Genomic DNA, 24,879 nt, shown 5'->3' with positions numbered 1-24,879 from the left:
GCCACCATGTCTCGCCCGACACGAATGCCCCTCTCGGTTACACTAGCGCGACCGCCACCCAGCCCCTTCCCGATCGGTGATGCATCCCATGTCCATATCCCAACGCCCTTCGAAGCTGAGCCTGCCTCAGGTCAATCCCGGTGTGTCGACGGTGCTTGAGTATCTGCTGCTCGCGTTTCCGGCCATCAATGAAGCGACATGGCGTGAGCGCATGGCCACCGGCAAGGTGCATCGCGATGACGGCTCATGGATTACACCGGCCTCATTCTTCAAGCCACAGCTTCGCGTGTTTTATTACCGCGAAGTGGCAAGCGAGCCGAGCATTCCCTTCGCCGAGCATACGGTCTATCGGGACGAGCACATTCTGGTGGCCTACAAACCGCACTTTCTGCCCGTCACGCCCGTCGGGCGCTACGTCAACGAGTGCCTGCAACAGCGTCTGCGACAAAGCACGGGGATCGAGACGCTGCAGCCGGTGCATCGTCTGGATCGCGTGACGGCCGGATTGGTGCTGTGTTCGCTGAATCCCGAAACCCGCCCGCTGTATCACCAGCTGTTCACGTCACGTCAGATTCACAAGACCTACCAGGCCATCGCCGAGGTAGACGGTGCTACGTCATGGGTGGGTCGAGAGTGGGAGGTAAAGAATCGCATCGAGACAAGCGAGCAGCGCTTTCGCATGCGGATTGGTGAGGGCGACGCCAACAGTCACTCGGTGATCCGCTGCGTGCAGCAAACCGACACCCAAGCGCTTTTCGAATTGCATCCCGTCAGCGGGCGCCGCCACCAGCTTCGCCTACACATGCAGGCTCTCGGCTGGCCGATTTTGAACGACCGCTACTACCCGGTGCTACAGCCGCTCTCGCCGGATGACGTCACGCGCCCCTTGCAGCTACTTTCTAAGGGCTTCGAGTTCACTGATCCCGTGACCAATGAGTCTAGGTGCATTGAATACGGTGGCGACCTGACGCTTGAATAGCGCGGCGTTATTACCCCGTAACATTTACTCCGCGAACTCATCGCGAGCCAGGGCAGTATTTTCATCTCGGTTATTGCATGCTGGGCTGAACGACACCGGACTGTTCGCACGATGGGAGCTTACCACCGGTATCTAAACGCAAACGATTGAACCTAACCTTTTTGGCGTTAGGCTGTCTTTTAAGCGTGCTAGTAGCCATCTATGACACCGCCGCACTTCCTGAGTGCGCGCCTTTTCTGTTTGGTGAATGGCAACGGCTGGTTCCCGAAACGCTGTTGATCGTGAGCGCCTGCGCGCTGCTGTGGATCGCCGTGAATACCGGCGTGGCCAAGCCTACCAAATCGCCCCTTCCGCATTGGTAGGAACCTTTGATTACCCCTATCTAGTTTTTGCCAGTCTGTGGGGCTACCTACTATTTCGAGAAGTGCCCGACGTCCAGGCATGGCTGGCTATGGGCATGATTCTGATCGCGGGGGTAATGGTGCTGCGAAATCGGCAACGTTAGCGCTGAAAGCACTCACCAACCAATAAAAATTGACGGCTAAAAAAATTATTATCCTGCTAAATCATTTACCTGCCGACTCGCGCGCTTTTAAATTCTATTACTAACACGTTATGCATAACCTCTGGATTCCCGTCGCTTCGATTTTCGTTGTAGCGGGTTTGATATTCGGCAGTCAGATCTACTCCGAGAACCAGCGCGATAACCAGATTGCCGAGGCGATCGACGAACGCTTAGGTCATCAGGAGCTGGCCGACCTCTCCGACTTGAAGCGTGTCAATAAGAACTACCGGGTATGCGGCAACTATGCGCTTTCCGGCGCCGAGCCTGAGAGCTTTTACTACAACAGCGCTACCGAGGAGCTGGCGATGGCGCTGAAAAAAGCGCTTTATCGCGATAACTGCAAAGGCAGATAATCGAGATAAATCGGTTGAAGAAAGCGAGCAACTGTGAAAAACGCAAACGAAAGTAACGCTTAGTCTAGCACCTCACTTAAATCGGCTGGTCCAAATTGCATTCTGGATGAGTATCTTCATTCCACTCTCACACCCGCTTGACTTAATACCATCTTTTTCTACTCTTTACAAAATCTCGTAGCAGAATGATTACATCACACTAAAGGCATAAGTTAGATTCATTTATTTTGGATAATACTTATTCATTCTACTACTAATTTTTCTGACGATGATTAGCACTCCTATTTATTCTAAATAATGAGCCAATTGTTGTAGCTATGAGCTCTACATTAAGCTTTGCCATATCAAATTGTAATCATACGATAAAAATCTAATGCACCTAAAACAACATAAAACACTGCAAATATTCATGATAGAAAATAAAAACTATTATATGAGCTGAAATTTAAAAGAGAAAGATTGAACAACAATTTCACTTCAACTATAATAAGCCTCCTCATTAGAAGTTGCGTTCAGAAAGAAAATTATTTTATGCATAGACTATTAGAGTCACACATCAAAGCAATGCTAATAAACGAGCTTTTAACTTCAAAAAAGCTTAATGAAAGCGATATCATAATCAATGAGTTCACAGTTGACAAATCATCTCGACGTGTTGACTTAGCATTGATTTCAAAAAACTTCTTTGAAGCATTTGAAATAAAAAGCGAAGCAGATTCTTTAAAAAGAATAGAGGGCCAAGTAGAAAAGTATTTAGAATATTTTGATAAAGTAACCGTAATATCTGCAAAAAAGCACTCTAAACAACTTCAAAAAAAGTTACCGAGCAATGTTGGGCTTTGGGTAATTAGCGGCCGAAATTTTAAGAAAATAAAAAGAGGAAATAAAAAAATATTAACTAATAAAAAGAAAATCATTGATTTAATGAACGTATCCGAACTAAAGCAATTAGCAAATTCTTTAAAATTAAATACTAAAAACTTAAAAAGAAGTGAGCTTGAGGGATTGCTTGAAAAAGAGCCAGCTTATATTTTAAGAGAGGCTTGCTTATCCTCGCTTAAAAAACGTTATGGACCAGTTTACTCTATGTTTAAGCAAGAAATCTTTAACAAAAATGTTTCTACAGAAGATCTAAGAATTTTAAAACAGTATGCTCGTAAAGAAAAAATCTTGAATCAAGAGCCAAGCATTGAAAACCTGAGATTATGCATTGACTCTTTTTCTCTTTAATCCTCCCAGTCCTCTTCAGTATCTACATTTTCAATATTATAATGATAATATAACTGTTGAAATAGGTGTATATTTATTCTTGCTGCAGTGGCTCTTTGTGGTGAAGTTATTGCATAAGGATCCCTGAGGCTGGTTCGTTCAATCATTTGTGTCCCCCACACTCGAACCGCTTGACTCCAATAATCGCACTTCATCATTTCTAAAGCAGCTTCTTGATATAAATCTTCCTTACTCCTCGCTCCGTTATTTTCTTTCCTAATAAAACGCCAATCGTGCTTTAGTGGATAATCTAATCGTACCGGAGTAGGGCCTCCACCGCCACCCATTTTACCCGCTCTAGTACTTGCCCTATCGGAGTAAATCATCTTAGCACTTTGATTTTCTTTTTCAATATAGTCGAAAATCTGACGCTCATATATTGGCAATTCACCACGATAAGAGCCAGCAAAACTATAAGGGAAAGAAGTACCAGAAACACAGAAGGTGGCTTCATTAAAACGTTGATAAACACTTTTAACAAGCTCTGAATATTGATGACGCTCTAAAAGCTCCTTTCTACTTAGATCACCAAGGTCAAAAATAAACAATGTTTCTCTAACACTATTTTCTAGCAAAACTTTTATTACAAACCTTAAATTTTCAGAGGAAATTCGCTTCCCCTCCTCAAGACAAATCCTTACTACAAAAAAACGCTTCAAACTTATAAAATTTTTAACTTGAAGATCTAGCTGCGATAGATCATCCAACTGTAAAGCAGGGATGTAATTTTCATTATCCTTGACAAACACTGTCCAATTTTTATAACCCTCACTAGAATCTAAAAAAGATTCCAGCTGAGCAACTACCTCTCGCTTAGGATTCTTTTTTTGGTTATTAGATAAGAATTCCTTATCTATATCAAGAATCAGATTACGCTTACCTATAGATCTATCAATCCGCATAAGAGAGTTCTCTAACTTATGAGAACTCACCCATCCCTTCAAACATATAAAGGGTAAAATAATATCTTTATCTTTTTCGGCCAACTCTTCCAAGGCAGCCATTTCCGCAGGTTGCAGTGACATAATAGGTATATATTTATAATTAGCTACAATATTCATGGTATCTTATATCTTACCTAATCTAATTTTTAAAGCCGTAGTTGAAACACCCATTTCATTAGCCACCTCTTCGTACAAAATATCTCCTTTAAAAAGATCACTCTTTTCTTTTATCAACTCTAACGAAGCCTTTAAAGGCATTAATATATCGGCAGCTAACCGATTTGCTTCAGCCTCAACTTTGTCCGACTGTTTTGATCTATACAGAGCATCATCCTGTATACCATCTTTTAAAAGATGCCGGTGTAACAAAAAATGCGCAATTTCATGAGCTAAAGTAAATCTTTGCCTAGCCTTTACATCATGTCTATTTACTCTAATAAAAATCCTACCATCTTTCTCTTTTATTTCACCAGATATATTCGGAGGTAAAGTCGCTGTTTTAACTTCTAAGCCAAACTCCTTTGCTATTACCCCTAATTTGACAGGAAGAGTAGTTTGTAAATTTTCAATTATAAAACGCTTATCGTTTGGTAGCTGATTCCATTCAGGTGAGTATTTCATTCAGCTTTACCTTCTTCATCTATCTCAGGATATTTACTAAAGCCATTATTTGAACCGCCAGTTAAAGCATAGTTTCTATATATTAAGTCTACTGCATCTTCTAGATGCTTTTGAAGATCACCGCTGTCAATTAATTTAATCAATTCTTCTTTAGCTATATCATTGATACAATTTTCCACTTGCTGTTGAGCAATGGCGGAAGATATAGTGTTAGAAACATTTTCAGCAGATGTCTTAGCCTCTCTAGCTATATTCCTATACCCCCAAACCGAAAGCAAAGCAATCAAAACCCCTAGAATAGTTACTAAAATAGCAACGCAAGCCAAGGTTATAGCTGCCCAGTCAGAGTAGCTCATTTTTTCTCTAACGTGATAATCACTTGTTATAAGAATGCTACCGATTACTTCCTCTAAGCTCTCAATCCTTCCGATAAGATCGTTATGATGTGATGGCTCCTCATATGTCGCTTCAGAGGTAAGTTCTATTGAAGAACTACTCTGAGGCAATAAGGCAGAAAAACATGCGTAAGAAGCAAAAGAGAATATAATGATAGCTAGTATTTTCAGTTTGAATGTACTCACAGCCACCCCCCTTAATAATAATTAGAATTATTAACAGCTATAGCCACAAAAAGTCAATATTAATTTTAGTTATTATCGTATAATAAAAAAGCCGTTGATTAAAAACCAACGGCTTAGCCTCCATACTATTCTATTGCAATGCTACTCGTTCACTCCCACTCAATAGTAGCCGGCGGCTTACTGCTCACATCATAAGTCACCCGAGAAACCCCCTCCAGCTCATTGATCACCCGGTTGGACACCTTCTCCAGCAGCTCGTAGGGCAGGTGCGCCCAGCGGGCGGTCATGAAGTCGATGGTTTCGACGGCGCGCAGTGCGATGACCCATTCGTAGCGGCGGCCGTCGCCGACCACGCCGACGGATTTGACCGGCAGGAACACGGCGAAGGCCTGGCTGGTTTTCTCGTACCAGCCGGAGGCGCGCAGCTCTTCGATGAAGATGGCGTCGGCTTCACGCAGGATATCGGCGTACTCTTTTTTCACTTCGCCGAGAATGCGCACGCCCAGACCCGGCCCCGGGAAGGGGTGGCGGTAGACCATGTCATACGGCAGACCGAGCTCGAGGCCGAGCTTGCGCACTTCGTCCTTGAACAGCTCGCGCAGCGGCTCGACCAGCTTGAGCTTCATGGTTTCCGGAAGACCGCCCACGTTGTGGTGGGATTTGATCACGTGCGCCTTGCCGGTTTTACTGGCGGCGGATTCGATCACGTCCGGGTAGATGGTGCCCTGGGCCAGGAACTCCACGCCTTCGATCTTGCTGGCCTCGTCGTCGAACACGTCAATGAACGTGTTGCCGATGATCTTGCGCTTGGCTTCCGGGTCGTTTTCGCCCTTGAGCTTGTCGAGGAACAGGTCTTCGGCGTCCACGCGGATTACCTTCACGCCCATATGGCTGGCGAAGGTTTCCATCACCTGGTCGCCTTCTGCCTTGCGCAGCAGGCCGTTATCCACAAAGACGCAGGTGAGCTGGTCGCCAATCGCCTTGTGGAGAAGTGCCGCGACCACGGAGGAGTCGACGCCGCCGGAAAGACCGAGCAGCACGTGGCGGTCGCCCACCTGCTCGCGCACGCGCTGAACCTGGTCTTCGATGATCTGCGCCGGGGTCCAGAGCTTCTCGGATTGACAGATATCCAGCACGAAGTGCTCGAGGATGCGCTGGCCCTGCAACGTGTGGGTCACTTCCGGGTGGAACTGTACGCCATAGAACTGCTTCTCTTCCCACACCATGGCGGCGATCGGGCAGCTGGAGGTGGAAGCCGTTACGGTAAACTCGGCGGGCGCCTGGGCTACCTTGTCGCCGTGGCTCATCCATACATCCAGCAGCGCCTTGCCGCTTTCAGCATCCACGTGGTCCTTGATGCCGTTGAACAGCGCGTTGTCTTCGTCGATCTGGATCTGGGCGTAGCCGAACTCGCGCTTTTGCGAGCCTTCCACCTTGCCGCCGAGCTGCTCGGCCATGGTTTGCATGCCGTAGCAGATACCGAAGACCGGTAGGCCCAGCTCGAACACGCACTGCGGTGCGCGCGGAGATTCCAGTTCGGTCACGGATTCCGGGCCACCGGCGAGGATGATGCCGTTCGGGTTGTACTCGCGGATCTCCTCTTCGGTGATATCGAAGGCGCGCACTTCGGAATACACGCCGATCTCGCGCACGCGGCGGGCGATCAGCTGGGTGTACTGGGAGCCGAAATCGAGGATCAGAATCTTGTGGGCGTGAATGTCGGTCATGGCGGTATCTCTCAAGCAGTGTAAGCGCGGCCGCGAAGGCTTTAATAAGGCTCTAAAAGCAAGCGACGGGCCAAGGCCCGCCGCATCAATACTGACCCCGGGGTTAGCTCACCCGGTAGTTGGGGGCTTCCTTGGTGATCTGCACATCGTGCACGTGCGATTCGTTGAAGCCGGCGCCGGTGATCTGCACGAACTCCGGCTTGGTGCGCATCTCTTCGACGTTATGGCAGCCGGTGTAGCCCATGGAGGCGCGCAGCCCGCCCATCATCTGATGGACGATGGCGCTCATCATGCCCTTGTACGGCACGCGGCCTTCAATGCCTTCCGGCACCAGCTTCTCGGCGCCGGCGCTCTTGTCCTGGAAGTAGCGATCCGCGCTGCCCTGGCTTTGCGACATCGCGCCCATGGAACCCATGCCGCGATACGCCTTGTAGGTACGGCCCTGATAAAGCTCGACCTCGCCCGGGGCTTCCTCGGTGCCGGCCAGCAGGCCACCGACCATTACGGCGCTGGCGCCAGCGGCAATCGCCTTGGCCAGGTCGCCGGAGAAGCGCACGCCGCCGTCGGCGATCAGGGGAATGTCGAACTCCTTGAGCGCGGCCGCGACGTTGGAGACCGCGGTGATCTGCGGCACGCCGACACCGGCGACGATGCGCGTGGTGCAGATCGAGCCCGGGCCGATGCCCACTTTCACGCCGTCGGCGCCGGCTTCGGCCAGCGCGCGGGCGGCGGCGGCGGTGGCGATGTTGCCGCCGACGACTTGAATCTCGGGGAAGTGCTCTTTCACCCAGCGAATGCGGTCGATCACGCCCTGAGAGTGGCCGTGGGCGGTATCGACGATGACGACATCCACGCCGGCTTCGGCAAGCGCGGTAATGCGGTCAGCGGTTTCCGGACCGGTACCGACCGCGGCGCCGACCAGCAGGCGGCCGTCGCTGTCTTTCGCGGCGTTCGGGTAGGTGCGCGCCTTCTCGATGTCCTGGAAGGTGACCAGGCCACGCAGATGGAAGGCGTCGTCGACGATCAGCATTTTTTCGATGCGGTGCTCGCGCATCTTGGCTTTGCTGGTTTCGAGATCGGTACCTTCAGAGACGGTAACCAGGCGCTCGCGCGGGGTCATGATGTCGGCGACGCTGTCGCCTACGTTGGGCTGAAAGCGCATGTCACGCTCGGTGACGATACCGACCAGCGTTTCGCCTTCGACTACCGGGAAGCCGGAGAAGCCGAACTCGTTCGCCATGTTGAGCAGGTCTTCGAGCTTCGCGTTCGGGCTCACGGTGACCGGGTCTTTCACGATCACGCTTTCGTGCTTTTTGACCTTGCGGACCTCGGCGGACTGCTGCGCGATGCTCATGTTCTTGTGGATGATGCCGATGCCGCCTTCCTGGGCCATCGCAATCGCCAGTCGCGCTTCGGTCACCGTGTCCATGGCGGCGGAAACCAGCGGAATATTGAGCGTGATATTGCGGGTCAGGCGGGTTTTGAGGCTGACATCCTTGGGAAGAACGTCGGAGAAGCCAGGAACGAGGAGTACGTCATCGAACGTAAGCGCTTCTTGGGCCATACGTAGCATAGCGGCAACACCCATTGAACAGTGGGAAGATGGGGCGAGGAAAATTAATCGACCATTATAGCGTTTTAGGGTGTGCGTCATCAATGTGATGGTGTGCTCGCGCGGTGGCTAATTTCGAACAAGCGCCACCATCAATGGTGCTGTACTCGCTACGCGGTGGCTTCGATCCAGTACCTGGTCGAGGTATCCGATACGATACCGTGGCTTTTTCCAATACGAATGACCGCTTCCTGAACGCTCGCGGCCAGTGTCGGCTGGTGGCAGTACGCCAGCGAGCGAATCATCCGCGAAATGCGCAGGTGATTGTGCCCGCCGGCTTTTAGCCAGATGTGCTCGCGCATGTTCAGGTTTGGGGTGGCCGTGATCGTCTCGCTCTCTCGCTCCAGCCCAAAAAAGCTCAGCATGACATCCAGCGACGTTTGCTGCCGCGCTCGAAGCCCTGCGTCGTCGGCGAACGCTTGCCGGTCTTCGCCGGTGAGCGTGGGCGCGAAGCCGTTGAAACGCCCTGCCTCGGGAATCGGAAACAGCCACTGAATATAGTCGTGGGTGTGCTCCAGCCAGAAAGGCGACAAGCCCCAAAGTTCGTCGACCTGTCGCCCTTTATGGTCGCTGGCCTCGCCGCGATAAAAAGCGATCAGCGGTGTGGCGTGGTGGTCCATGGCGTCTCCTGATAGCCGGTGATGCCGCCCAAGTGCTGGTGGGCAATAAATGCGCTATGTTACGTGGCCTGATGTATGAATTCCCGAATCGATCTGGAAACGCCTTCATGAGTGCTCAACCGCCTACCGCCCTTTCCGTCAGCGACCTCAACAAGCAAGCGCGCCAGGCGCTCGAGCGCGACATGGGCGAGGTGTGGGTCGAAGGCGAGCTTTCGAACGTTTCCAAACCCGCCTCCGGGCATATTTACTTCACGCTGAAGGACGACCGCGCCCAAGTGCGCTGCGCGCTGTTTCGCCAGCGCGCGCGGTTCGTGGCCGCGCCGATGCGCGACGGCGACCAGGTGAAGCTCAGAGGCAAGGTGTCGCTGTTCGAGCCGCGTGGCGACTACCAGCTGATCGCCGAGGCGGTGCAGGCGGCAGGGCTCGGTGAGCTGTTGGCGGCCTTCGAGCGGCTAAAAGCGCAGCTCGACGGTGAAGGCGTGTTTGCCAACGCCCGCCCCCTGCCCTACCCGCCGCGCAAGCTTTTGATTCTGAGCTCGGCCAGCGGCGCGGCGATTCGCGATGTGCTGGCGGTCCTCAAAGCGCGCTGGCCGCTTGCTGAGGTGACGCTCATTCCCGTGCCGGTGCAGGGCGCAGACGCGGCACCGGCGATGATTTCGGCGCTGGCGCTTTTAAACCGCCAAACGCGGTTGGACCCGGCGCGCGACGCCGTGCTGATCACCCGCGGCGGCGGCAGTCTGGAAGATCTGTGGGCGTTCAACAACGAACACCTGGCACGGGCGATTTTCAACTCGCGCCTGCCGGTGATGTCCGCGGTGGGTCACGAGGTGGATACCACGCTTGCTGACTTCGCCGCCGATGTGCGCGCCCCCACGCCCTCGGCGGCGGCAGAGCGGCTGGTGCCGGATGGCCGGGCGCTTTTGCAGGCGCTGGAGCAAAGCGAGGCGCGCCTGACCCGCGCCGTTCGCGCCAGCCTTCAGCGTGAAAGCCAGCGGCTGGATCACCTGCGCGCCCGGCTCAAACACCCCGGCGAGCAGCTCGCACAGCGCCGGCAGCACGTCGATTCACTCGCCCAGCGCCTGCAGCGCGCCATGAATCAAACGCTTGGTCAGCAGCAGAGCCGCGTGGCCCAGCTCACCAAACGGCTGGCAAGCCAGGACATGGCGCGGCTACACCAGGCCGAGCAGGCGCGCCTGACCCAGCTCGACCGCCGCCTGAAAAGCGCGGTGGAGCGCACGTTGGAGGCGCGCCGCGCAAGGCTTTCGAGTGTTGCCCGCGAGCTCAACGCGGTGAGCCCGCTGGCCGTGCTGGGCCGAGGCTACGCTATCGCCCAGGACAGCGCCGGCCAGGTCGTGCGCCGCGCCGAGGACACGGCGCCTGGCCAGACGCTGTCGCTACGCTTGGGTGAAGGCCGCCTGAGCGTGGAGGTCAAACGCCGCCACAAAAAATAGCGCCCGGCGGTGGCCGGGCGCTATCAGCGTGTTTTTTCCTGATGTTTACATCAACATTAACGCGCGTTCACACCTTGTTTAACGCTCGGGCGGCTCGAGCGTGTCGTCGCCCTGGGTGTTGCCAGAGGGCGTGTCGGAGTCGGCCAGGCCGTGCTCTTTCTTGCTCTTGTCCTTGTCGTGGGGTGTGGGCTCCTTGCCCGGGTTGCCGCCCAGGCCCGAGGCGGCGTTGTGCCCCGGCATCGCTTCGTCGGAGTAGCGCATGTGCTCGCTGTCGGTGTCGCTCGGCGTATGGCGAGTGTCGTGCTCCTGATGCTCATTTTTGTGCTGATCTTTCTGGTGCTGATCCTTGTCCGTGTCGTTTTTCATCTTCTCGGTCCTTTCGTGAAGAGAGTGCTGCATCTTGTCGGCCTGCTGGTGGCCCATCTCGGCGGCCTCGCCCACCAGGCGGTCGCGGTATTCGCCCATGTAAGCGTCTTCCCGTCGTGTTGAGGGTAGAAGCCCGCCGAGCGCGGCGCCAATGGCAAAGCCTAGCGCCCCGGCCACCAGCGGGTGCTCCTGGATGAAGTCCGACGAGTGGCGGCCGGCATCCTTGGCCCACTGCCCGGCGTCGTGCATGCCGTGCTGGGTGGAACGGTACAAGCCTGAGGTCGTGTCGCGCATACTGCCTCCCATGTGGTGAGCCCGCTCGCTGATATGATGGGCAGCGTCACTGGCGCTGTGGCCCATGTGGCGGGCGCCGTCGACGACGCGCTCTTTCATGCCCGAGGTCATGCCCGCGCTCTGGTCGAAACCTGCATACGGGCGGTCGCTGTCATCGAACGCCGGCGGATGAGAAAAGGCGCTGCGCTCGGGGCGGTCAAACGGTGCATCGCCTTCAAGGCCCGCCGGGCGCGCGCCGCCCGTATAGGCATCGACGTTTTCACCGCTATGGCGGCCCATCGGGTTGGAGAACGGCTCCGACATCGGCGGGCGGTTCATCCGCGAATCGAAGCGCCCTTGGGGGCCGCTGTGCGGGTAGGCTTCGGAATTGGCGTAGCGGTGGTCACCCTGCTGAGCGCCGCTGCGCTGGGCGGTCAACAGCCAGCCAAGCCCGGCACCGGTGACTAGAAACGGCACCGGGTTCTCCTTGATGGTCGTCCCCAGGTTGGCGAAGAACTCGTTGGCGCCGCCGTGGCGAAGGTAGTCGTAGGAGGCGTTGAGTAGCCGCTGGGGCGAGAAGCGCTCCTCCAGCTCGCCAAGCGTAGAGTCGAGCCGCTCGCGGGAGTGCTGAATGTCCTTTTCGATCTCTTCGGGGGTGCGGTGATCCTTGTGATCGCTCATTTCAACGCCTCCTTGACGTTATGCTCGTGCTCCTGAGCTAGCTCCTTGTCCCGCTGAAGACTCTTCAGCGTGCGCTGCGGCGTCAGGCGCTGCGCTTTGATCTTGTTGAGCCCTACGTTGAGCATGACCAACCCGATGACGGCGGTCACGACGCCGACGATGGCGGCCGAAAGCCAGGGGGTCATGTCCGGCGGCAGGATTTCGTTGAGCAGGGCGACCGCCGATGCCAGCAGCACCAGAAAGCCGGCGAAGATCACCGCGCCGGCCACGGCAATTGCGGCAATGCCGGTCAGGGCCTGATGAGTCTTTTCCGATACCTCGGCCTTGGCGAGCTCGGCTTCGCCTCGAACCAGATCGGTTACCTCGCGGGTCAACGTCGTTAAAAGCGAGCCGACGGACGCTCCCTGCGTCGTGCTATTGCGCTGCGTTTCCATATAAGCCTCGTTCGTACTGGCCAATCGTTGAGCGTTAAACGCGTGGAGGTCTATCGCGGTGTGCGGTAAGGGTCGCGATCGCCGGGCAGCGGGTCGCCGCCGGGCCTGGGCGTGATCATCGGCCGCGCTTCACCTGGGTTAAAAGGCTCGCTTGGGTCGCGCTCGACGCCGCTGCTGCCCGGGCGTGGGCCGTCGTTATCAAAGGCCGACGGGTGGCGAGACGAAGGGTGTTGGGAGGCAAAGCGCGACCCGGCGTCGTTCATATCCGTATGGCGCTCGCTGTAATCGTCCGGGCCACCGTAGGACGAGCCGCGATGCAGCGCGCCGTAGCCCTCGGCTCCGTAATGGCGGGGGTCGTCTTGAGGGTTCTGGCGTCTGGCGTCATAGGCTTGCGAACCATAGCCTTGAGAGCCGTAGCCCTGAGAACCATAGCTTTGAGAACCATAGCTTTGAGAACCATAGCCTTGAGAACCATAGCCTTGAGAACCGCTCCGTTGGGAATCGTGATGCTGCGAGCTTCGCAGAAAACGGGCAACTAAAAAGCCCGCCGCGATGGCACCGCCGATAAACACTGCCGGTTCGCGCCGACTGTAGCCCTGAACGTCGTGGAAAACGCGCTTGAGGTCCTTATCGCGAAACTGGTTCGAGAAGTCGTCGGCAAGCTCTGCCGCCTTGCGCGCCTGCTGCGAGAAAAACGGCTGGTGCTGGCTTTCGAACTCGTCGGCCGCCTTGTTCATGACGCTGGTAAACCGGCCGGCCTGTTTGGCGATGAGTTCGCGCTGCTGCTCGTAGAAGTGCTCGGCCTGGTGTTGGGCAGCGTCGCCCAGATCATGGGCAGCCTCTTTGCCCTGGCTTTTGAGCCGTTCGGTATCGAGCGTATCGTGTTGATGAGAGGTGTCAGTGCTTTTCGCGCCGCTGGCATCGGGGTGGGAATACTTTCCTTGATCGCTCATTAATTGCATCCTCCATGCGCTGCACTCTTTGCAGCCGGGGTAGTGAACAAAATGAACTTTTAGCGTTTAAAAACGCCATCCTTTTTATAACATGGGTTAACTTTTTCTTTTAAAACTCCTCGCAGATCACTTATGAACTATAGCGGGGGGTTAATAACTGTCAATTTAAAAACAAGTCTTTTAATAAAAACTTTGATCGTTTATTTATAAAAAATAAAAACGCCGACATATCATGCGCTTAATAAAAGTATAAACTTCAATAAACATCGTGCTAGTTATTATTAAAAAGCTACTTTAACTAACTTATTAAAAACCCAGGCATTTGCTTGAAAACAAGTAGACCGCTCTTTTCTAAAAAAAGGGTTAAGTAAAAATCCCTTCAAGCGGGACGGAAAAGCGGGCCGGCTTGGCCCTTTCGTAACGTTCGACTAAGGTAAACGATGGCGCGACCCAGGACGGGGTCGGCCATCGCTATACACCGCGTCGAAACGGTTACGAAGGAGGGAATCAACATGAGCGAGCAGAAACAGCCCCCGCAGCATCAGGACAGACAGCCCGGCGACGAACACGCCATGCGCCCGGCGCCGGAGTACATCCGCGAAAGCTATCGCGGCTCCGATAAGCTCAAGGACAAGGTGGCGATCATCACCGGCGGCGATAGCGGTATCGGCCGCGCCGTGGCGGTGCACTTCGCCCGCGAAGGCGCCGACAGCGTGATCGTGCATCTGGAAGAGGATGAAGACGCCGAAGAGACCAAGCGCCTGGTGGAAGCCGAAGGCCGGCGCTGCCTGGTGCTCAAAGGCGACGTGGCCCAGCCGGTCTTTTGCCGCGAGGTCATTCAAAAGACCCTTGATGAGTACGGCAAGCTCAACGTGCTGATCAACAACGCCGCCGAGCAGTACGACTGGGACGACATCACCGATATTCCCGACGACCAGCTTTTGCGCACTTTCCAGACCAACATCTTCAGCCACTTCTACATGATCAAAGCGGCCCTGCCGCACTTGAGTGAAGGCGACACCATCATCGAAACCTCGTCGATCAACGCCTTCAAGGGCAACGATACCCTGATCGATTACACCGCGACCAAGGGCGCCATTCAGGGGCTGATGCGCTCGATGGCCATGTCGCTGATGGAGCGCGGCATCCGGATCAATGCCGTAGCGCCGGGCCCGGTGTGGACCCCGCTGATTCCCGCCAGCATGAGTGAGGAGAAGGTCGAAAGCTTTGGCGGTCAGGTGCCAATGAAGCGCGCCGGCCAGCCCAGCGAAATGGGCCCCGCCTACGTGTACCTGGCAAGCGAAGACTCTTCCTACATGAGCGGGCAAACCATTCACCTGAACGGCGGCGTGATTCTGAATACCTGATACGGCGCATTGAACGCACAAGGCGGCCTGCGGGCCACCTTTTTCATGCCATGGTCATTCGCTGGGCTTCGGCGTCGCTGACGCCCAGCAGTTGCAAGATATGGCGCTGGGTGGCCACGAGCATCGCCTTGCGTTCGGCTTCGTCAGGCAGGCTCTTGGCCACGGCCACCGCGCCGATGAGCGAGGCAAGAATGACGCGCGAGGTGTTCGCAATGGCCTGGCGATCATCGGCCAGCGGCAGCTGCTTGAGCTTGCCAAGCGCGCGCAGGCGCATCTCGAGCATTTTTTTCATGCGCAGGTAAGAGGCTTCGAACAGCGTGCGAATCTCGGCTTTCTCGCTGCCGAGCTCGTTGAACAGCACCGCTTCGAAACCTGGCTTTTGCCGGGTTTCCAGCTCCTGCAGATGGCAGTAGTTGTTCACCAGCTCGGTGAGGTGCTGCAGCGACAGCGGCCCCTTCACCAGCCTTGCGGCGCGGCTCTCTTCCAGCGTCTGGCGAACTGATTCGTGATACAGCGCTTCCTTGGAGGCAAAGTGCGCGTAGAACGCGCCGTGGGTCATCCTGGCCAGCTTCATGATCTGGCCGATGGAGACTTTTTGAAAACCGTTGCGGCTGAAAAGCTCCGTCGCACTGGCCAGAATTCGCTCTCGGGTTTTCGACTTCTGATTTTTGAGCTTTTGACTTTTGAACGTGGGCATCGCGGCCTCGATAAACCTGCGCGTCATATTATCTTGATCATATGGTGCTGCTTGCTAGGGTGGCCAAATCAACCACTCAGGAACCGCTATGCAATCACCTATTGTTATCACCGGCATGGGTATGGTCAGTCCTCTGGGCAGCGGCGTCAATACGAACTGGCAACGGCTGCTCGAAGGCCACTCCGGCATCGATGCCATCGAGCGCTTCTCGACCGACGGCTTTCCCATCAAGGTCGCAGGCACCGTCAAGAGCCTCGTCGACGATCCGGACCACGGGCTGGACCTCGATGCCATCGCCGACCCGAAGGAGCGGCGCAAGCTGGATCTTTTCAGCCTCTACGCGCTGGCCGCCGCCGACGAGGCGCTGACCCAAGCCGATTGGCTACCCACCGACCCGGCTCAGAAACGCCGCACCGCCACCATCGTAGGGTCGGGCATTGGCGGTTTCCCTACCATTACTCAGGCGCAAAAAACGCTTAACGAGCGCGGCCATCGCAAGCTGTCGCCGTTCACGGTGCCGGCGTTTCTCGCCAACCTGGCTGCGGGCAACCTGTCGATCCGCTACGGCTTTCAGGGGCCGCTGGGCTGCCCGGTGACCGCGTGCGCCGCGGGGCTGCAGGCCATTGGCGACGGCATGCGCCTGATTCGAAGCGGCGAGGCTGACGTGGCGCTGGTCGGCGGCGCCGAGGCGTGTATTGATCCGCTGTCGCTGGCGAGCTTTCACGCGCTGAAGGCGCTTTCCACCGAAGCCGATGACCCAACCAGCGCCTCGCGCCCCTTCGACCAACAACGCTCGGGCTTCGTGATGGGCGAAGGCGCGGGGCTCTTGGTGATCGAAACGCTGGAGCACGCGACGGCGCGCGGCGCCACGCCCCTGGCGATCATTAGCGGTTACGGCACCAGCGCCGATGCCCACCACCTGACCGCCGGCCCCGAGGACGGCAGCGGCGCGGCGCTGGCGATCGAGGCGGCTCTCAAGATGGCGAAACTGGAGAAAGGCGATATCGACCACATCAATGCCCACGCCACCTCGACCCCGGTGGGCGATCGCGCGGAAATCGCATCGCTAAGAGCAGTTTTCGGCGACGCGCTGAGCGCAATTCCCATTACCGCGACGAAGGCGTCGACCGGGCATTTGCTGGGCGCGGCGGGTGGCGTGGAGAGCATCTTCTCGGTGCTCGCAGCCAGGGAGCAGACGCTGCCGCCGACGTTGAACCTGACACAGTGCGACGCGGCGATGGAGGATCTGAACTTCGTCACCTCGGCCACGGCGCACAAGACGCGCCACGTGCTCTGCAACGGATTCGGTTTCGGCGGGGTCAACGCCGCGCTGATCGTGAGCGCCGACTTTTCAGATAGCCCCTAGGCGCTTTGGCGCGCCACGGTGTCGATCAGTACGTACTCGAAGAGAATCGACTCGAACTGCTCCATGGGCGTGACGGACTTGAGCGTCTTGGCGCGCAAAATCGCCCCTTCCCAACCGCTCAGGATGAAGCTTGCCAGCGCCTGGACATCGGCCCGGGGGCTCACCGCGCCCTGGGCCTGAGCGGCCTCTAGGCAGGCCACGAAGTGTCGTTCCCAGCGCTGGAAGACCGTATTCAGCGCGTCGCGAAAGACGTCGCTTTGGCCTGAAAGCTCCTGGCCCAAGTTGCCGATCAGGCAGCCGGTTTCGTGGTTGCAGGTCTGCATGTAGTCCCGGCCACGGGCGAAGTAGCGCCGCAGGCGCTCGAGCGGCGCCAGGCTCTCGTCTTCCAAAAGGGCTGCCAGCCCTTCGGCGTAGTCGTCGGCGAAGCGCTCGATCACCGCCAGCCCGAAATCCTCCTTGCTGGAGAAGTAGTGGTAGAACGAGCCCTTGGGTACCCCACAGGAATTGAGCACGGCGTTGATGCCGGTCGCGTTGTAACCGTGCTGAGCGATCAGCTCGGCGCCGGTATCGATCAATTTGTCGCGGGTCGAGGTGTTTTTCATATCGTCCAGGCCTGTCGGTCAAGGCAATCAATCAACGTGAAGCCGGTCTATTTATTAGGATCGAGTCGTTAGGCGCAGGTGCGGTTATCAATGCGTCAGGTTGCACGCTCTTTACACATTACTTGCCTAATCACTGCTTAACTGGAGTAGATGCTAGCATACTACGCTTATCTTCCAGCATTTTTAGCTTCCAGCCAACGGATGACGTGCGGTAATGACCCTTCTTGATAAAACGTCGGCCCGCCAGCAGGGCCGGGTGCGTTTGGGCGCCATAATGGCGCTTTTGATTCTGGCTGGCGGCCTGGCCCTGGCCTGGTGGATTCTCACTCAGCCCCCGCGTATCGAGCGCCGCCCGCCGCCGCCGGCGTCACCGCCGCTGGTCGATGTGATCAGCGTCGAGCGCCGCGTTCAGGCGCCGCTGCTTTCGGGTTTTGGCCGGGTGGAGGCAGAGAAATCGACCATGATCTCAAGCCGAGTGGCTGGCGAGCTCAAGCGCTTCGCCGAGGGCGTGGTGCCCGGCCAGGTCGTGGAGGCCGATGCCCCGCTTGCCTATATCGACCGCGCGGATCTGGAGCTTGCGCTGCAGGACGCCCAGGCCCAGGTGGCCACCGCCGAGGCCGGCGTGGCGCTCGAGCGCGCCGAGCAGCAGCGCGCAGAGGGTGATTACGCCCGCTTTGGCCGCGAGCTCACCGCCGAGCGCCGTGCGCTGGTGCTGCGCGAACCTCAAAAGCGCCAGGCCGAAGCCGCGCTGACCCAGGCCCGGGTGCTGCGCGATCAGGCCGCCCTGAATCTGGAACGCGCCACGCTCACCGCGCCCTGGCGGGCGATGGTCGCCGAGCGCACGCTCGGTGCCGGCAGCCTTCTAAGCCAAGGCACCGAGGTGCTGAGCCTGGTCGGGGTCGAGCAGTTTTGGGTGCGCGCCTCGCTTCCTGGCGACACGCTTGCCTGGCTCGAACCCGGCGATCGCGTCACGCTCACCAGCCAAAGCTGGCCGGCGGGGGAAAGCCGCGAGGGCGAGTTGACCTCGATTCTGCCGAATCTCGAAGAGAACGGCCTGCAGGCGCAGCTGCTCGTCTCCGTCGAGGACCCGCTGGCGCTGGACCAAAACGGGCCGGCGCTGCGCCTAGGGGATGTCATGCGCCTTCGCTATCACACCACCGCCCGCGAGGCGCTGATCGCCCTGCCCTCCTCGGCGCTGCGCCCGGGCGACGTAGTGTGGTGGCTCGATGACGACGACCGGCTGCAGAACTCGACGGTGACGCTCGCCTACCGCGGCGAAGAGCAGGCGCTGATAAGCGACGGCCTGAGCCCGGGTCAGCGCGTGGTCACCGCCGGGCTTGCCCAGCCGCGCGTTGGCCAAGCGGTGCGCCCGCGCCAATCCGCTAAGACGCCGGCCCGCCCGGATGAGGAGAGCACGCCATGACGCGCAAAGGCCCGATTGCCTGGATGGTGGATCACGGCGTCGCGCCGAACCTGATGATGGCGCTGTTCATCGTCGGCGGTTTGATGGCCTCGCTTGCCATCAAGAAGGAGGTCTTTCCCGACTTTGAAAGCGAAACCGTTCAAGTCTCCATCAGCTACCCCGGCGCCACGCCGGAAGATATCGAACAGAGTCTGCTACTACCGGTCGAGTCGGCGATGTCCAACGTCGAAGGGATCGATGAGCTGACCGCCACCGCCAACGAAAGCAGCGGCGTGGTGCAGGCCACGCTGATCGACGGTGTAGAGGTGATGCGCGTCTACCAGGAGATCCAGCAGGCGGTGAATGGGATCACCACCTTCCCCAACGCCGCCGACCCGCCGCGCTTTAGCCTGGCCGGTTACTCCCGCGGCGTGGTGAGTTTGCAGGTGTATGGCGATGCCAGCCTGGCCGCGCTGCACGACGCCGCCGAGAACGTGCGCGCCGAGCTTCAGGCCAATAGCGGCATCTCCCGGGCGGAGCTTTCCGGTAACCGCGACCGCGAAATTCAGGTGCTGCTGGACGACGAGGCGATCGAGCGTTACGGGCTCGACCACCAGGCGCTGGCCGCGCGCATCGGCGAGGAAGCACTGGACCTGGCCAGCGGCCAGCTCACCACCGCCGAAGGCGAGTGGCTGATTCGCTACCAGGGCCGGCGCCAAAGCGCCGCCGAGTTCGCGCGCCTGCCGATTCTCACCACTACCCAGGGCGCGCCGGTCGAGCTTGGCCAGATCGCCCAGGTGCGCGAAGGCTTCGCCGAAACCGACCGCGAGGAGTTTTATAACGGCCAGCAAGGGCTGTCCGTCGAGGTCTTCCAGGTCGGCAACCAGACGCCTACCAGCGTCTCCAGGGCGGTGCAGAGCGAGTTGGAGCGTCTGCGCGCCGGGCTTCCCCCGAACATCCATCTGGACGTGGCCCGCGACAGCTCCGAGGTGTACGAGGACCGCTTGGGGCTTCTGCTCAAGAACGCCTGGATGGGCCTGGCGCTGGTGATGATTCTCATGGCGCTGTTTCTCGAGGCGCGCCTGGCGTTCTGGGTAACGCTCGGCATTCCCACCGCGTTTTTAGGGGCGATGCTGTTTCTGCCCTGGATCGGGGTGTCGCTGAACATGATGTCGATGTTCGCCTTCATCATCGCGCTCGGCATCGTGGTGGATGATGCGATCATGGTGGGCGAGAACATCTACAGCTACCGCGAAGAGGGCTACTCGCTGCGCGACGCGGCGGTCAAGGGCGCCAAAGAGATCGCGGTGCCGCTCACCTTCGCCATTCTGTCCAATATCGTGGCGTTCATGCCGCTGCTGTTTTTGCCGGGCTTTTTGGGAATGATCTTCGCCACCGTGCCGGTGGTGGTGGTCACGGTCTTTTTGATCTCCTGGGCCGAGGCGCTGTTCATTTTGCCCGCGCACTTGGCCCACAGCCACAAGCCGCGCAAGACCCCGGCCTGGCAGCGCCCGCTGGAGCGCGTTCGCCACACGTTGCAAGGCGGCCTGCACGCGTTTACCTACCGCCGCTTCGAGCCGTTTTTGCAGCGCGCGCTGAACCAGCGGCTTCTAAGCGTGAGTTTGGGCGTTACGCTGCTGGTGGTGGCGCTGGCCTGGGCGATGAGCGGGCGGCTCGGCTTTTCGCTGATGCCCCGGGTCGAGTCGGACCAGGTGCGGGCCACCGTGACCCTGCCGATCGGCAGCAATATCAGCGTCAGCCGCGAGCTCGGCCAGCAGTTGATCGACGCCGCCGAGACGCTCAGCGCCGAAGAGCCGACGCTTGCGTTCGCCAGCACCCGCAGCCGGCTGGACGGTGAAAGCCTGGAAGTGACGCTGGACATCGCCCGCGAAAGCCTCGACCAGTGGCCGCCATCGCGCATCGCCGAACGCTGGCGCGACGTGAGCGGCGACCTGGTGGGCGCGCAGTCGGTGCGCTTCGCCTCGGACGTGGGCGGGCCGGGCAGCGGCGCCGCGCTCAGCCTGCGCCTTTCCCACCCGGACACCCTGGTGCTCGAAGCCGCGGCCACCCGCTTGGCCGAGCAGCTCGGCGAGTACGGCCTGACCGATATCGACAGCGGCCTGGGCGACGGCAAGCCGCAGCTCGAAATGCGCCTTTCCGCCGAAGGCCGAGCGCTGGGGCTGACCGGCAGCGACCTGGCCCAGGCGCTCCGCGGCCCGCTGCAGGGCGCCACCGCCGTCGAGCAGTTCATCGGCCGCCAGGAGGTGAGCGTCGAGGTGCGCCTGCCGGAGCAGGACCGGGCGAGCTTGAACGAGCTCTACCGCCTGCCGGTGCGCACCGCCGATGGCTTGAGCATTCCGCTGTCGCGGGCGGCGGACATCACCCTGAGCCAGGCCTCGAGCAGCCTGACGCGTATCGACGGGCGGCGCATCATCACCGTGACCGCCGACTCCGACAACGACCAGACCATTAACCAGGTGCTCGCCACGCTTCAGGAGGATGTCTTCCCCACCCTGACCAACACCTGGCCGGGGCTCGAAGTGACGCTTGGCGGGCGCCAGCAGGATACCGCCGACAACCTGGCCACGCTTAGAACCGCCATGTGGCTGATGCTCGCCGCGCTCTACGCCCTGCTCGCCATTCCGTTTAGAAGCTACCTGCAGCCGCTGTTGGTGTTGGCCGCCATTCCCTTTGGCCTGGTCGGCGCGGTGGCGGGCCACATGGTCATGGGCTTTGGGCTTTCGATCATCAGCCTGCTCGGGATGCTGGCGCTCTCCGGGGTGGTCATCAACGACGCGCTGGTGCTGATCGACTACGCCAACCGCAAGCGCCGCGAAGGCATGGCGGCGCGCGAGGCGATCGTCGCCGCGGCCACCCGGCGGCTTCGCCCGATCATGATGACCACGCTCACCACCTTTTTAGGACTGGCACCGATGATTCTGGAAACCTCGCGTCAGGCGCGCTTCATGATTCCCATGGCGATTTCGCTGGGCTTCGGGATGATTTTCGCCACCGCCATTCTGCTCATTCTGGTGCCTTGTTTGTACCTTGGGCTCGAAAACCTGCGCGAGCGCCTGAGCGCCCCGCCGCAGCCGACCCCTCAGCCCGACCCAAACGGTAACTCCTCATGACCCGGCTTCAAACGCTGTCTCGCTGGCGCCCGTCGCGCCTTGGGTGGCGCCTGTTCGCGGTGATTCTAAGTGTCAACGTGGCGATCGCCGCCAGTACCTTCATGGCGGTCTCCTACAGTATCGACCGGGGGTTCCTCGAGTACCTGACCCAGGCCCAGGAGCGCCGAGCGACGCTTCTGGCCGACGGCCTGGTGACCCGCTGGAACAGCCAGCGAAGCTGGGCGTGGCTCGAGCGCGCCCCGGATCGTTGGCCCCGCGTGGTGCGCTTCGAACTCGGGCGCGGGCGCGAAGAGCGCGCCTCCCCCTTGGGCGAGGCGCGGGACTTCGCGCTGCGCGACACCCAAGGCCGCTTCGTGGTTCGCCCACGCCCGCTGGGTGAGCCAGACGACTGGCACTGGCTGACGCTTTACAGCGAAAGCGCCTCCGGCGGCGAGCGCGTGAGTATCGGCGAGCTGGGCTTTCGGTCGCCCCAGCAGGTCATGGAGCATATGGAGAGCCGCTTTCTGGAGCGCCAGCAGCGCAATCTCTCCATTATCGTTTTGTCGTTGGTGTTGGCCTCTCTGTTGTTAGCCGGCGGGCTCTCCTGGTGGCTTGGCGGGCGCACCCGGGCGCTGGCCGGGGCCACGCGCCGGCTCACCGAAGGCGACTACCACATTCGCCTGCGCGCCCGTGGCCGCGACGAGCTCTCGCGGCTTGCCCAGGACTTCAACCTGTTGGCCGAAACGCTGGATGCGAGCCGCAGCGCCCGGGCGCGCTGGGTATCGGACACCGCCCACGAGCTTCGAACGCCGCTTGCCGTGCTGCGCGGCGAGATCGAGGCGATGCAGGACGGCGTGCGAGCGCTCAACCAGGAGAATTTGGGGTCGCTCGCCCAGGAGGTCGACCAGCTCGAGCGGCTGGTGGCGGATCTTCGCCTGCTATCGCAAAGCGACGCCGGCGCGCTCGACATTCACCTATCGCCAATGGATCTTAGCGAGAGCCTTTTGGGCCGGCTCTCGGATGCCGACCGTTGGCTGGCGGACAGCGGCTTGACCTTGACCGCCGACATCGCCCCGAACGTCACGGTGCTGGGCGACCCGCAGCGCCTGCGCCAGCTCTGGAGCAACCTGTTGGATAACAGCTGCGCCTACACCGTGGCCCCGGGCACGCTCGACGTGCGTTTGAGCGTCGAGGCCCACCAGGCCGTGGTGATATGGCAAGATAGCGCTCCGGGCGTACCGGAAAGCGAGTTAGCCCGGCTGACCGAGCGGCTCTACCGCGTCGAGGGCTCGCGCAGCCGCGCAAGCGGCGGCAGCGGCCTGGGGCTTTCGATTGCCAGTGCCCTGGCCAGCGCCCACGACGCCACGCTTACCGCCAGCGTCTCGCCTCTGGGCGGGCTTTGCTGGACGCTGCGCTTTCCGCTGCTCTCTTCGCGCTAGCGTCACGTTGGATATTCACCCTGGAGTTTCGAGTGCCCATGTCATCGACCGATTCGCACCCCGCCAACGCCTCCCTTCTCATCGTCGAGGATGAGCCGAAGATCGCGCGCCTGATGGCCGACTACCTGACCGGCCACCATTTCGCGCCGACGCTGATCGAGCACGGCGACGACGTGCTCCCTTGGCTCGACGCGAATACGCCGGCGCTGGTGCTGCTGGATTTGATGCTGCCGGGCATGGACGGCACCACGCTCTGCCGCGAAATCCGCCAGCGCTGGCCGGCGCTGCCCATCATCATGGTGACGGCGAAGGTCGAAGAGGTGGACCGTCTGGTGGGGCTCGAGATGGGCGCCGACGACTATATCTGCAAGCCGTTCAGCCCGCGGGAAGTGGTGGCCCGGGTCAAGGCGGTGCTGCGCCGAAGCCGCGCCGCCGAAGCCGCCGCCGATGAGCCCTCCGCCACGGCCGCGCCGGTTACCCTGGACGACGAAGGCTGGGTGGCGCGAGCGGGCAGCCAGGATTTGGGCCTGACCGCAGTCGAGTTTCAGCTTCTGCGCGTGATGATGCACGCCCCCGGGCGCATCTTCAGCCGCGAGCAGCTGATGGATCACATGTACCGCGACAACCGCATCGTGTCCGAGCGCACCGTGGACAGCCACATCAAGAAGCTGCGCAAAAAGATCACCGAAGCGCTGCCCGACCAGGAGATCATCCGCTCGGTGTACGGCGTGGGTTACAAGTATCAGCCCGAAGGGTAAACGCTTCATTTCAAGCGCTGGGAGGCGTTCATGAAAGCGCTCATCGCGGAAGACAACGACAATCTGGCTCGCTCGATCGCGACGACTCTGCGCGAGGCGGGCTTCGATGTTGCGCACGCCGCTGATGGCGCTCAGGCGGAGTATATGCTGGACCAAGGCGGCTTCGATGTGTTGCTGCTCGATTTGGGGCTGCCCGAGCTCGATGGCATCACGCTGCTACGGCGTCTGCGCCAGCAGTATAACCGGATTCCGGTGCTGGTGATCTCCGCTCGGGATACGCTTGATCAGCGCATTCTCGGTCTGGAAGAGGGCGCTGACGACTACCTGTGCAAGCCTTTTTCGCTGGATGAGGTCAGCGCTCGGGCACGCGCATTGGTGCGCCGCGCTCAGCACTTCGGCGGCGACTCGATTCAGTGTGGTGCGCTCGAGTTCTTTCCCGAAACCCGGGAGCTTCGCGTTGACGCCACCCCCGTGCCCCTGCATCGTCGCGAGCTCGAAGTCATTGAGTATTTGATGATCAACCAGAACCGCCTGGTGAGTAAGGATCAAATCATCGACCGGCTTTCGAAAACCGATGAGCCGGTCAGCTATGCCGCGGTGGAGACCTACATTTCGCGTATTCGCAAGAAGATCGGCCGGGATTTCGGCCTCAAGACCGCGCGCGGGCTGGGCTATTATCTGGCGCCCCTTGATCGATGATCTCTGTGCC

At 58.8% G+C, this 24,879-nt stretch carries 23 protein-coding genes; 12 read left to right on the top strand and 11 right to left on the bottom strand.

Features of this window, described 5'->3' with window-relative positions; translation table 11 throughout:
• The first annotated feature begins 88 nt into the window (after nucleotides 1-88).
• The 4 genes from MQW23_RS03245 (at nucleotide 89) to MQW23_RS03230 (ending at nucleotide 3,127) form a co-directional block, all read left to right on the top strand.
• Complete coding sequence (locus MQW23_RS03245) at nucleotides 89-979, top strand: pseudouridine synthase (protein WP_252106375.1); 891 nt, start codon at nucleotides 89-91, stop codon at nucleotides 977-979.
• A 185-nt stretch (nucleotides 980-1,164) separates the two neighbouring features.
• Nucleotides 1,165-1,341, top strand: a complete 177-nt coding sequence (locus MQW23_RS03240) for a hypothetical protein (RefSeq protein ID WP_252106374.1) — start codon at nucleotides 1,165-1,167, stop codon at nucleotides 1,339-1,341.
• A gap of 253 nt (nucleotides 1,342-1,594) precedes the next feature.
• Nucleotides 1,595-1,897, top strand: coding sequence for a hypothetical protein (locus MQW23_RS03235; protein ID WP_252106373.1), 303 nt, complete (start codon nucleotides 1,595-1,597; stop codon nucleotides 1,895-1,897).
• A 531-nt stretch (nucleotides 1,898-2,428) separates the two neighbouring features.
• Nucleotides 2,429-3,127, top strand: a complete 699-nt coding sequence (locus MQW23_RS03230) for a sce7726 family protein (protein WP_252106372.1) — start codon at nucleotides 2,429-2,431, stop codon at nucleotides 3,125-3,127.
• On the opposite strand, the gene MQW23_RS03225 is transcribed toward MQW23_RS03230, so the two are convergent.
• The 6 genes from MQW23_RS03225 to MQW23_RS03200 all read right to left on the bottom strand — a co-directional run bounded on the left by MQW23_RS03225 (nucleotide 3,124) and on the right by MQW23_RS03200 (nucleotide 9,271).
• Entirely contained in the window at nucleotides 3,124-4,227 is a 1,104-nt protein-coding gene (locus MQW23_RS03225; RefSeq protein WP_252106371.1) for a beta family protein, read from the bottom strand. The genes MQW23_RS03230 and MQW23_RS03225 overlap by 4 nt on opposite strands.
• 6 nt (nucleotides 4,228-4,233) lie before the next feature.
• Nucleotides 4,234-4,731 (bottom strand): ImmA/IrrE family metallo-endopeptidase, encoded by a 498-nt coding sequence (locus MQW23_RS03220; protein WP_252106370.1) that lies wholly within the window; start codon nucleotides 4,729-4,731, stop codon nucleotides 4,234-4,236.
• Nucleotides 4,728-5,312 carry a hypothetical protein gene (locus tag MQW23_RS03215; protein WP_252106369.1) on the bottom strand — a complete coding sequence of 195 codons (585 nt, stop codon included), beginning with the start codon at nucleotides 5,310-5,312 and terminating at the stop codon, nucleotides 4,728-4,730. Before MQW23_RS03215 ends, MQW23_RS03220 begins: the two co-directional genes overlap by 4 nt.
• A gap of 149 nt (nucleotides 5,313-5,461) precedes the next feature.
• Nucleotides 5,462-7,039 (bottom strand): glutamine-hydrolyzing GMP synthase, encoded by a 1,578-nt coding sequence (gene guaA / locus MQW23_RS03210; RefSeq protein WP_252106368.1) that lies wholly within the window; start codon nucleotides 7,037-7,039, stop codon nucleotides 5,462-5,464.
• 103 nt (nucleotides 7,040-7,142) lie between these two features.
• Complete coding sequence (guaB, locus tag MQW23_RS03205; RefSeq protein WP_252106367.1) at nucleotides 7,143-8,612, bottom strand: IMP dehydrogenase; 1,470 nt, start codon at nucleotides 8,610-8,612, stop codon at nucleotides 7,143-7,145.
• Nucleotides 8,613-8,761: 149 nt separating this feature from the next.
• The gene (locus MQW23_RS03200; protein WP_252106366.1) at nucleotides 8,762-9,271 is read right to left on the bottom strand and encodes an opioid growth factor receptor-related protein; all 510 of its coding nucleotides are present in this window, start codon (nucleotides 9,269-9,271) and stop codon (nucleotides 8,762-8,764) included.
• A 107-nt stretch (nucleotides 9,272-9,378) separates the two neighbouring features.
• Here MQW23_RS03200 and xseA point away from each other — a divergent pair, with 107 nt between their 5' ends.
• Nucleotides 9,379-10,722 (top strand): exodeoxyribonuclease VII large subunit, encoded by a 1,344-nt coding sequence (gene xseA / locus MQW23_RS03195; protein WP_252106365.1) that lies wholly within the window; start codon nucleotides 9,379-9,381, stop codon nucleotides 10,720-10,722.
• 78 nt (nucleotides 10,723-10,800) lie between these two features.
• Here xseA and MQW23_RS03190 read toward each other — a convergent pair whose 3' ends face one another.
• From MQW23_RS03190 to MQW23_RS03180, 3 genes are read right to left on the bottom strand one after another with little or no spacing between them, the layout of a single operon-like run.
• The gene (locus tag MQW23_RS03190; protein ID WP_252106364.1) at nucleotides 10,801-12,042 is read right to left on the bottom strand and encodes a DUF3618 domain-containing protein; all 1,242 of its coding nucleotides are present in this window, start codon (nucleotides 12,040-12,042) and stop codon (nucleotides 10,801-10,803) included.
• Complete coding sequence (locus tag MQW23_RS03185; RefSeq protein ID WP_252106363.1) at nucleotides 12,039-12,476, bottom strand: phage holin family protein; 438 nt, start codon at nucleotides 12,474-12,476, stop codon at nucleotides 12,039-12,041. Before MQW23_RS03185 ends, MQW23_RS03190 begins: the two co-directional genes overlap by 4 nt.
• Nucleotides 12,477-12,526: 50 nt before the next feature.
• Complete coding sequence (locus tag MQW23_RS03180; protein ID WP_252106362.1) at nucleotides 12,527-13,429, bottom strand: hypothetical protein; 903 nt, start codon at nucleotides 13,427-13,429, stop codon at nucleotides 12,527-12,529.
• A 512-nt stretch (nucleotides 13,430-13,941) separates the two neighbouring features.
• Between MQW23_RS03180 and MQW23_RS03175 the strand changes: the two genes are divergently transcribed.
• The gene (locus MQW23_RS03175; protein WP_252106361.1) at nucleotides 13,942-14,796 is read left to right on the top strand and encodes an SDR family oxidoreductase; all 855 of its coding nucleotides are present in this window, start codon (nucleotides 13,942-13,944) and stop codon (nucleotides 14,794-14,796) included.
• Nucleotides 14,797-14,839: 43 nt separating this feature from the next.
• Here the strand turns inward: MQW23_RS03175 and MQW23_RS03170 are convergent, their stop codons facing one another.
• Nucleotides 14,840-15,493: a TetR/AcrR family transcriptional regulator gene (locus MQW23_RS03170; RefSeq protein ID WP_252106360.1), complete on the bottom strand. Its 654-nt coding sequence runs from the start codon at nucleotides 15,491-15,493 to the stop codon at nucleotides 14,840-14,842.
• Nucleotides 15,494-15,581: 88 nt separating this feature from the next.
• Between MQW23_RS03170 and fabF the strand changes: the two genes are divergently transcribed.
• Nucleotides 15,582-16,859, top strand: coding sequence for a beta-ketoacyl-ACP synthase II (gene fabF, locus MQW23_RS03165; RefSeq protein WP_252106359.1), 1,278 nt, complete (start codon nucleotides 15,582-15,584; stop codon nucleotides 16,857-16,859).
• Here the strand turns inward: fabF and MQW23_RS03160 are convergent.
• Entirely contained in the window at nucleotides 16,856-17,461 is a 606-nt protein-coding gene (locus MQW23_RS03160; protein ID WP_252106358.1) for a TetR/AcrR family transcriptional regulator, read from the bottom strand. The genes fabF and MQW23_RS03160 overlap by 4 nt on opposite strands.
• 214 nt (nucleotides 17,462-17,675) lie before the next feature.
• Here MQW23_RS03160 and MQW23_RS03155 point away from each other — a divergent pair, with 214 nt between their 5' ends.
• From MQW23_RS03155 to MQW23_RS03135, 5 genes are read left to right on the top strand one after another with little or no spacing between them, the layout of a single operon-like run.
• Nucleotides 17,676-18,884, top strand: coding sequence for an efflux RND transporter periplasmic adaptor subunit (locus tag MQW23_RS03155; protein WP_252106357.1), 1,209 nt, complete (start codon nucleotides 17,676-17,678; stop codon nucleotides 18,882-18,884).
• Nucleotides 18,881-21,994: an efflux RND transporter permease subunit gene (locus tag MQW23_RS03150; RefSeq protein WP_252106356.1), complete on the top strand. Its 3,114-nt coding sequence runs from the start codon at nucleotides 18,881-18,883 to the stop codon at nucleotides 21,992-21,994. The genes MQW23_RS03155 and MQW23_RS03150 overlap by 4 nt, the downstream gene beginning before the upstream one ends.
• Nucleotides 21,991-23,412, top strand: a complete 1,422-nt coding sequence (locus MQW23_RS03145; RefSeq protein ID WP_252106355.1) for an ATP-binding protein — start codon at nucleotides 21,991-21,993, stop codon at nucleotides 23,410-23,412. Before MQW23_RS03150 ends, MQW23_RS03145 begins: the two co-directional genes overlap by 4 nt.
• A 38-nt stretch (nucleotides 23,413-23,450) precedes the next feature.
• On the top strand, nucleotides 23,451-24,170 hold the full coding sequence (locus MQW23_RS03140) for a response regulator (protein ID WP_252106354.1): 720 nt from the start codon (nucleotides 23,451-23,453) through the stop codon (nucleotides 24,168-24,170).
• Nucleotides 24,171-24,200: 30 nt separating this feature from the next.
• The gene (locus MQW23_RS03135) at nucleotides 24,201-24,869 is read left to right on the top strand and encodes a response regulator transcription factor (RefSeq protein ID WP_252106353.1); all 669 of its coding nucleotides are present in this window, start codon (nucleotides 24,201-24,203) and stop codon (nucleotides 24,867-24,869) included.
• Nucleotides 24,870-24,879 lie beyond the last annotated feature (10 nt).

This window comes from Halomonas sp. S3-1-1 (assembly GCF_023757625.1).
In the GTDB taxonomy this organism is placed as follows: domain Bacteria; phylum Pseudomonadota; class Gammaproteobacteria; order Pseudomonadales; family Halomonadaceae; genus Vreelandella.
Note: the sequence above shows the minus strand (reverse complement) of the source record. Positions and strands in the feature narration are given on the sequence as shown.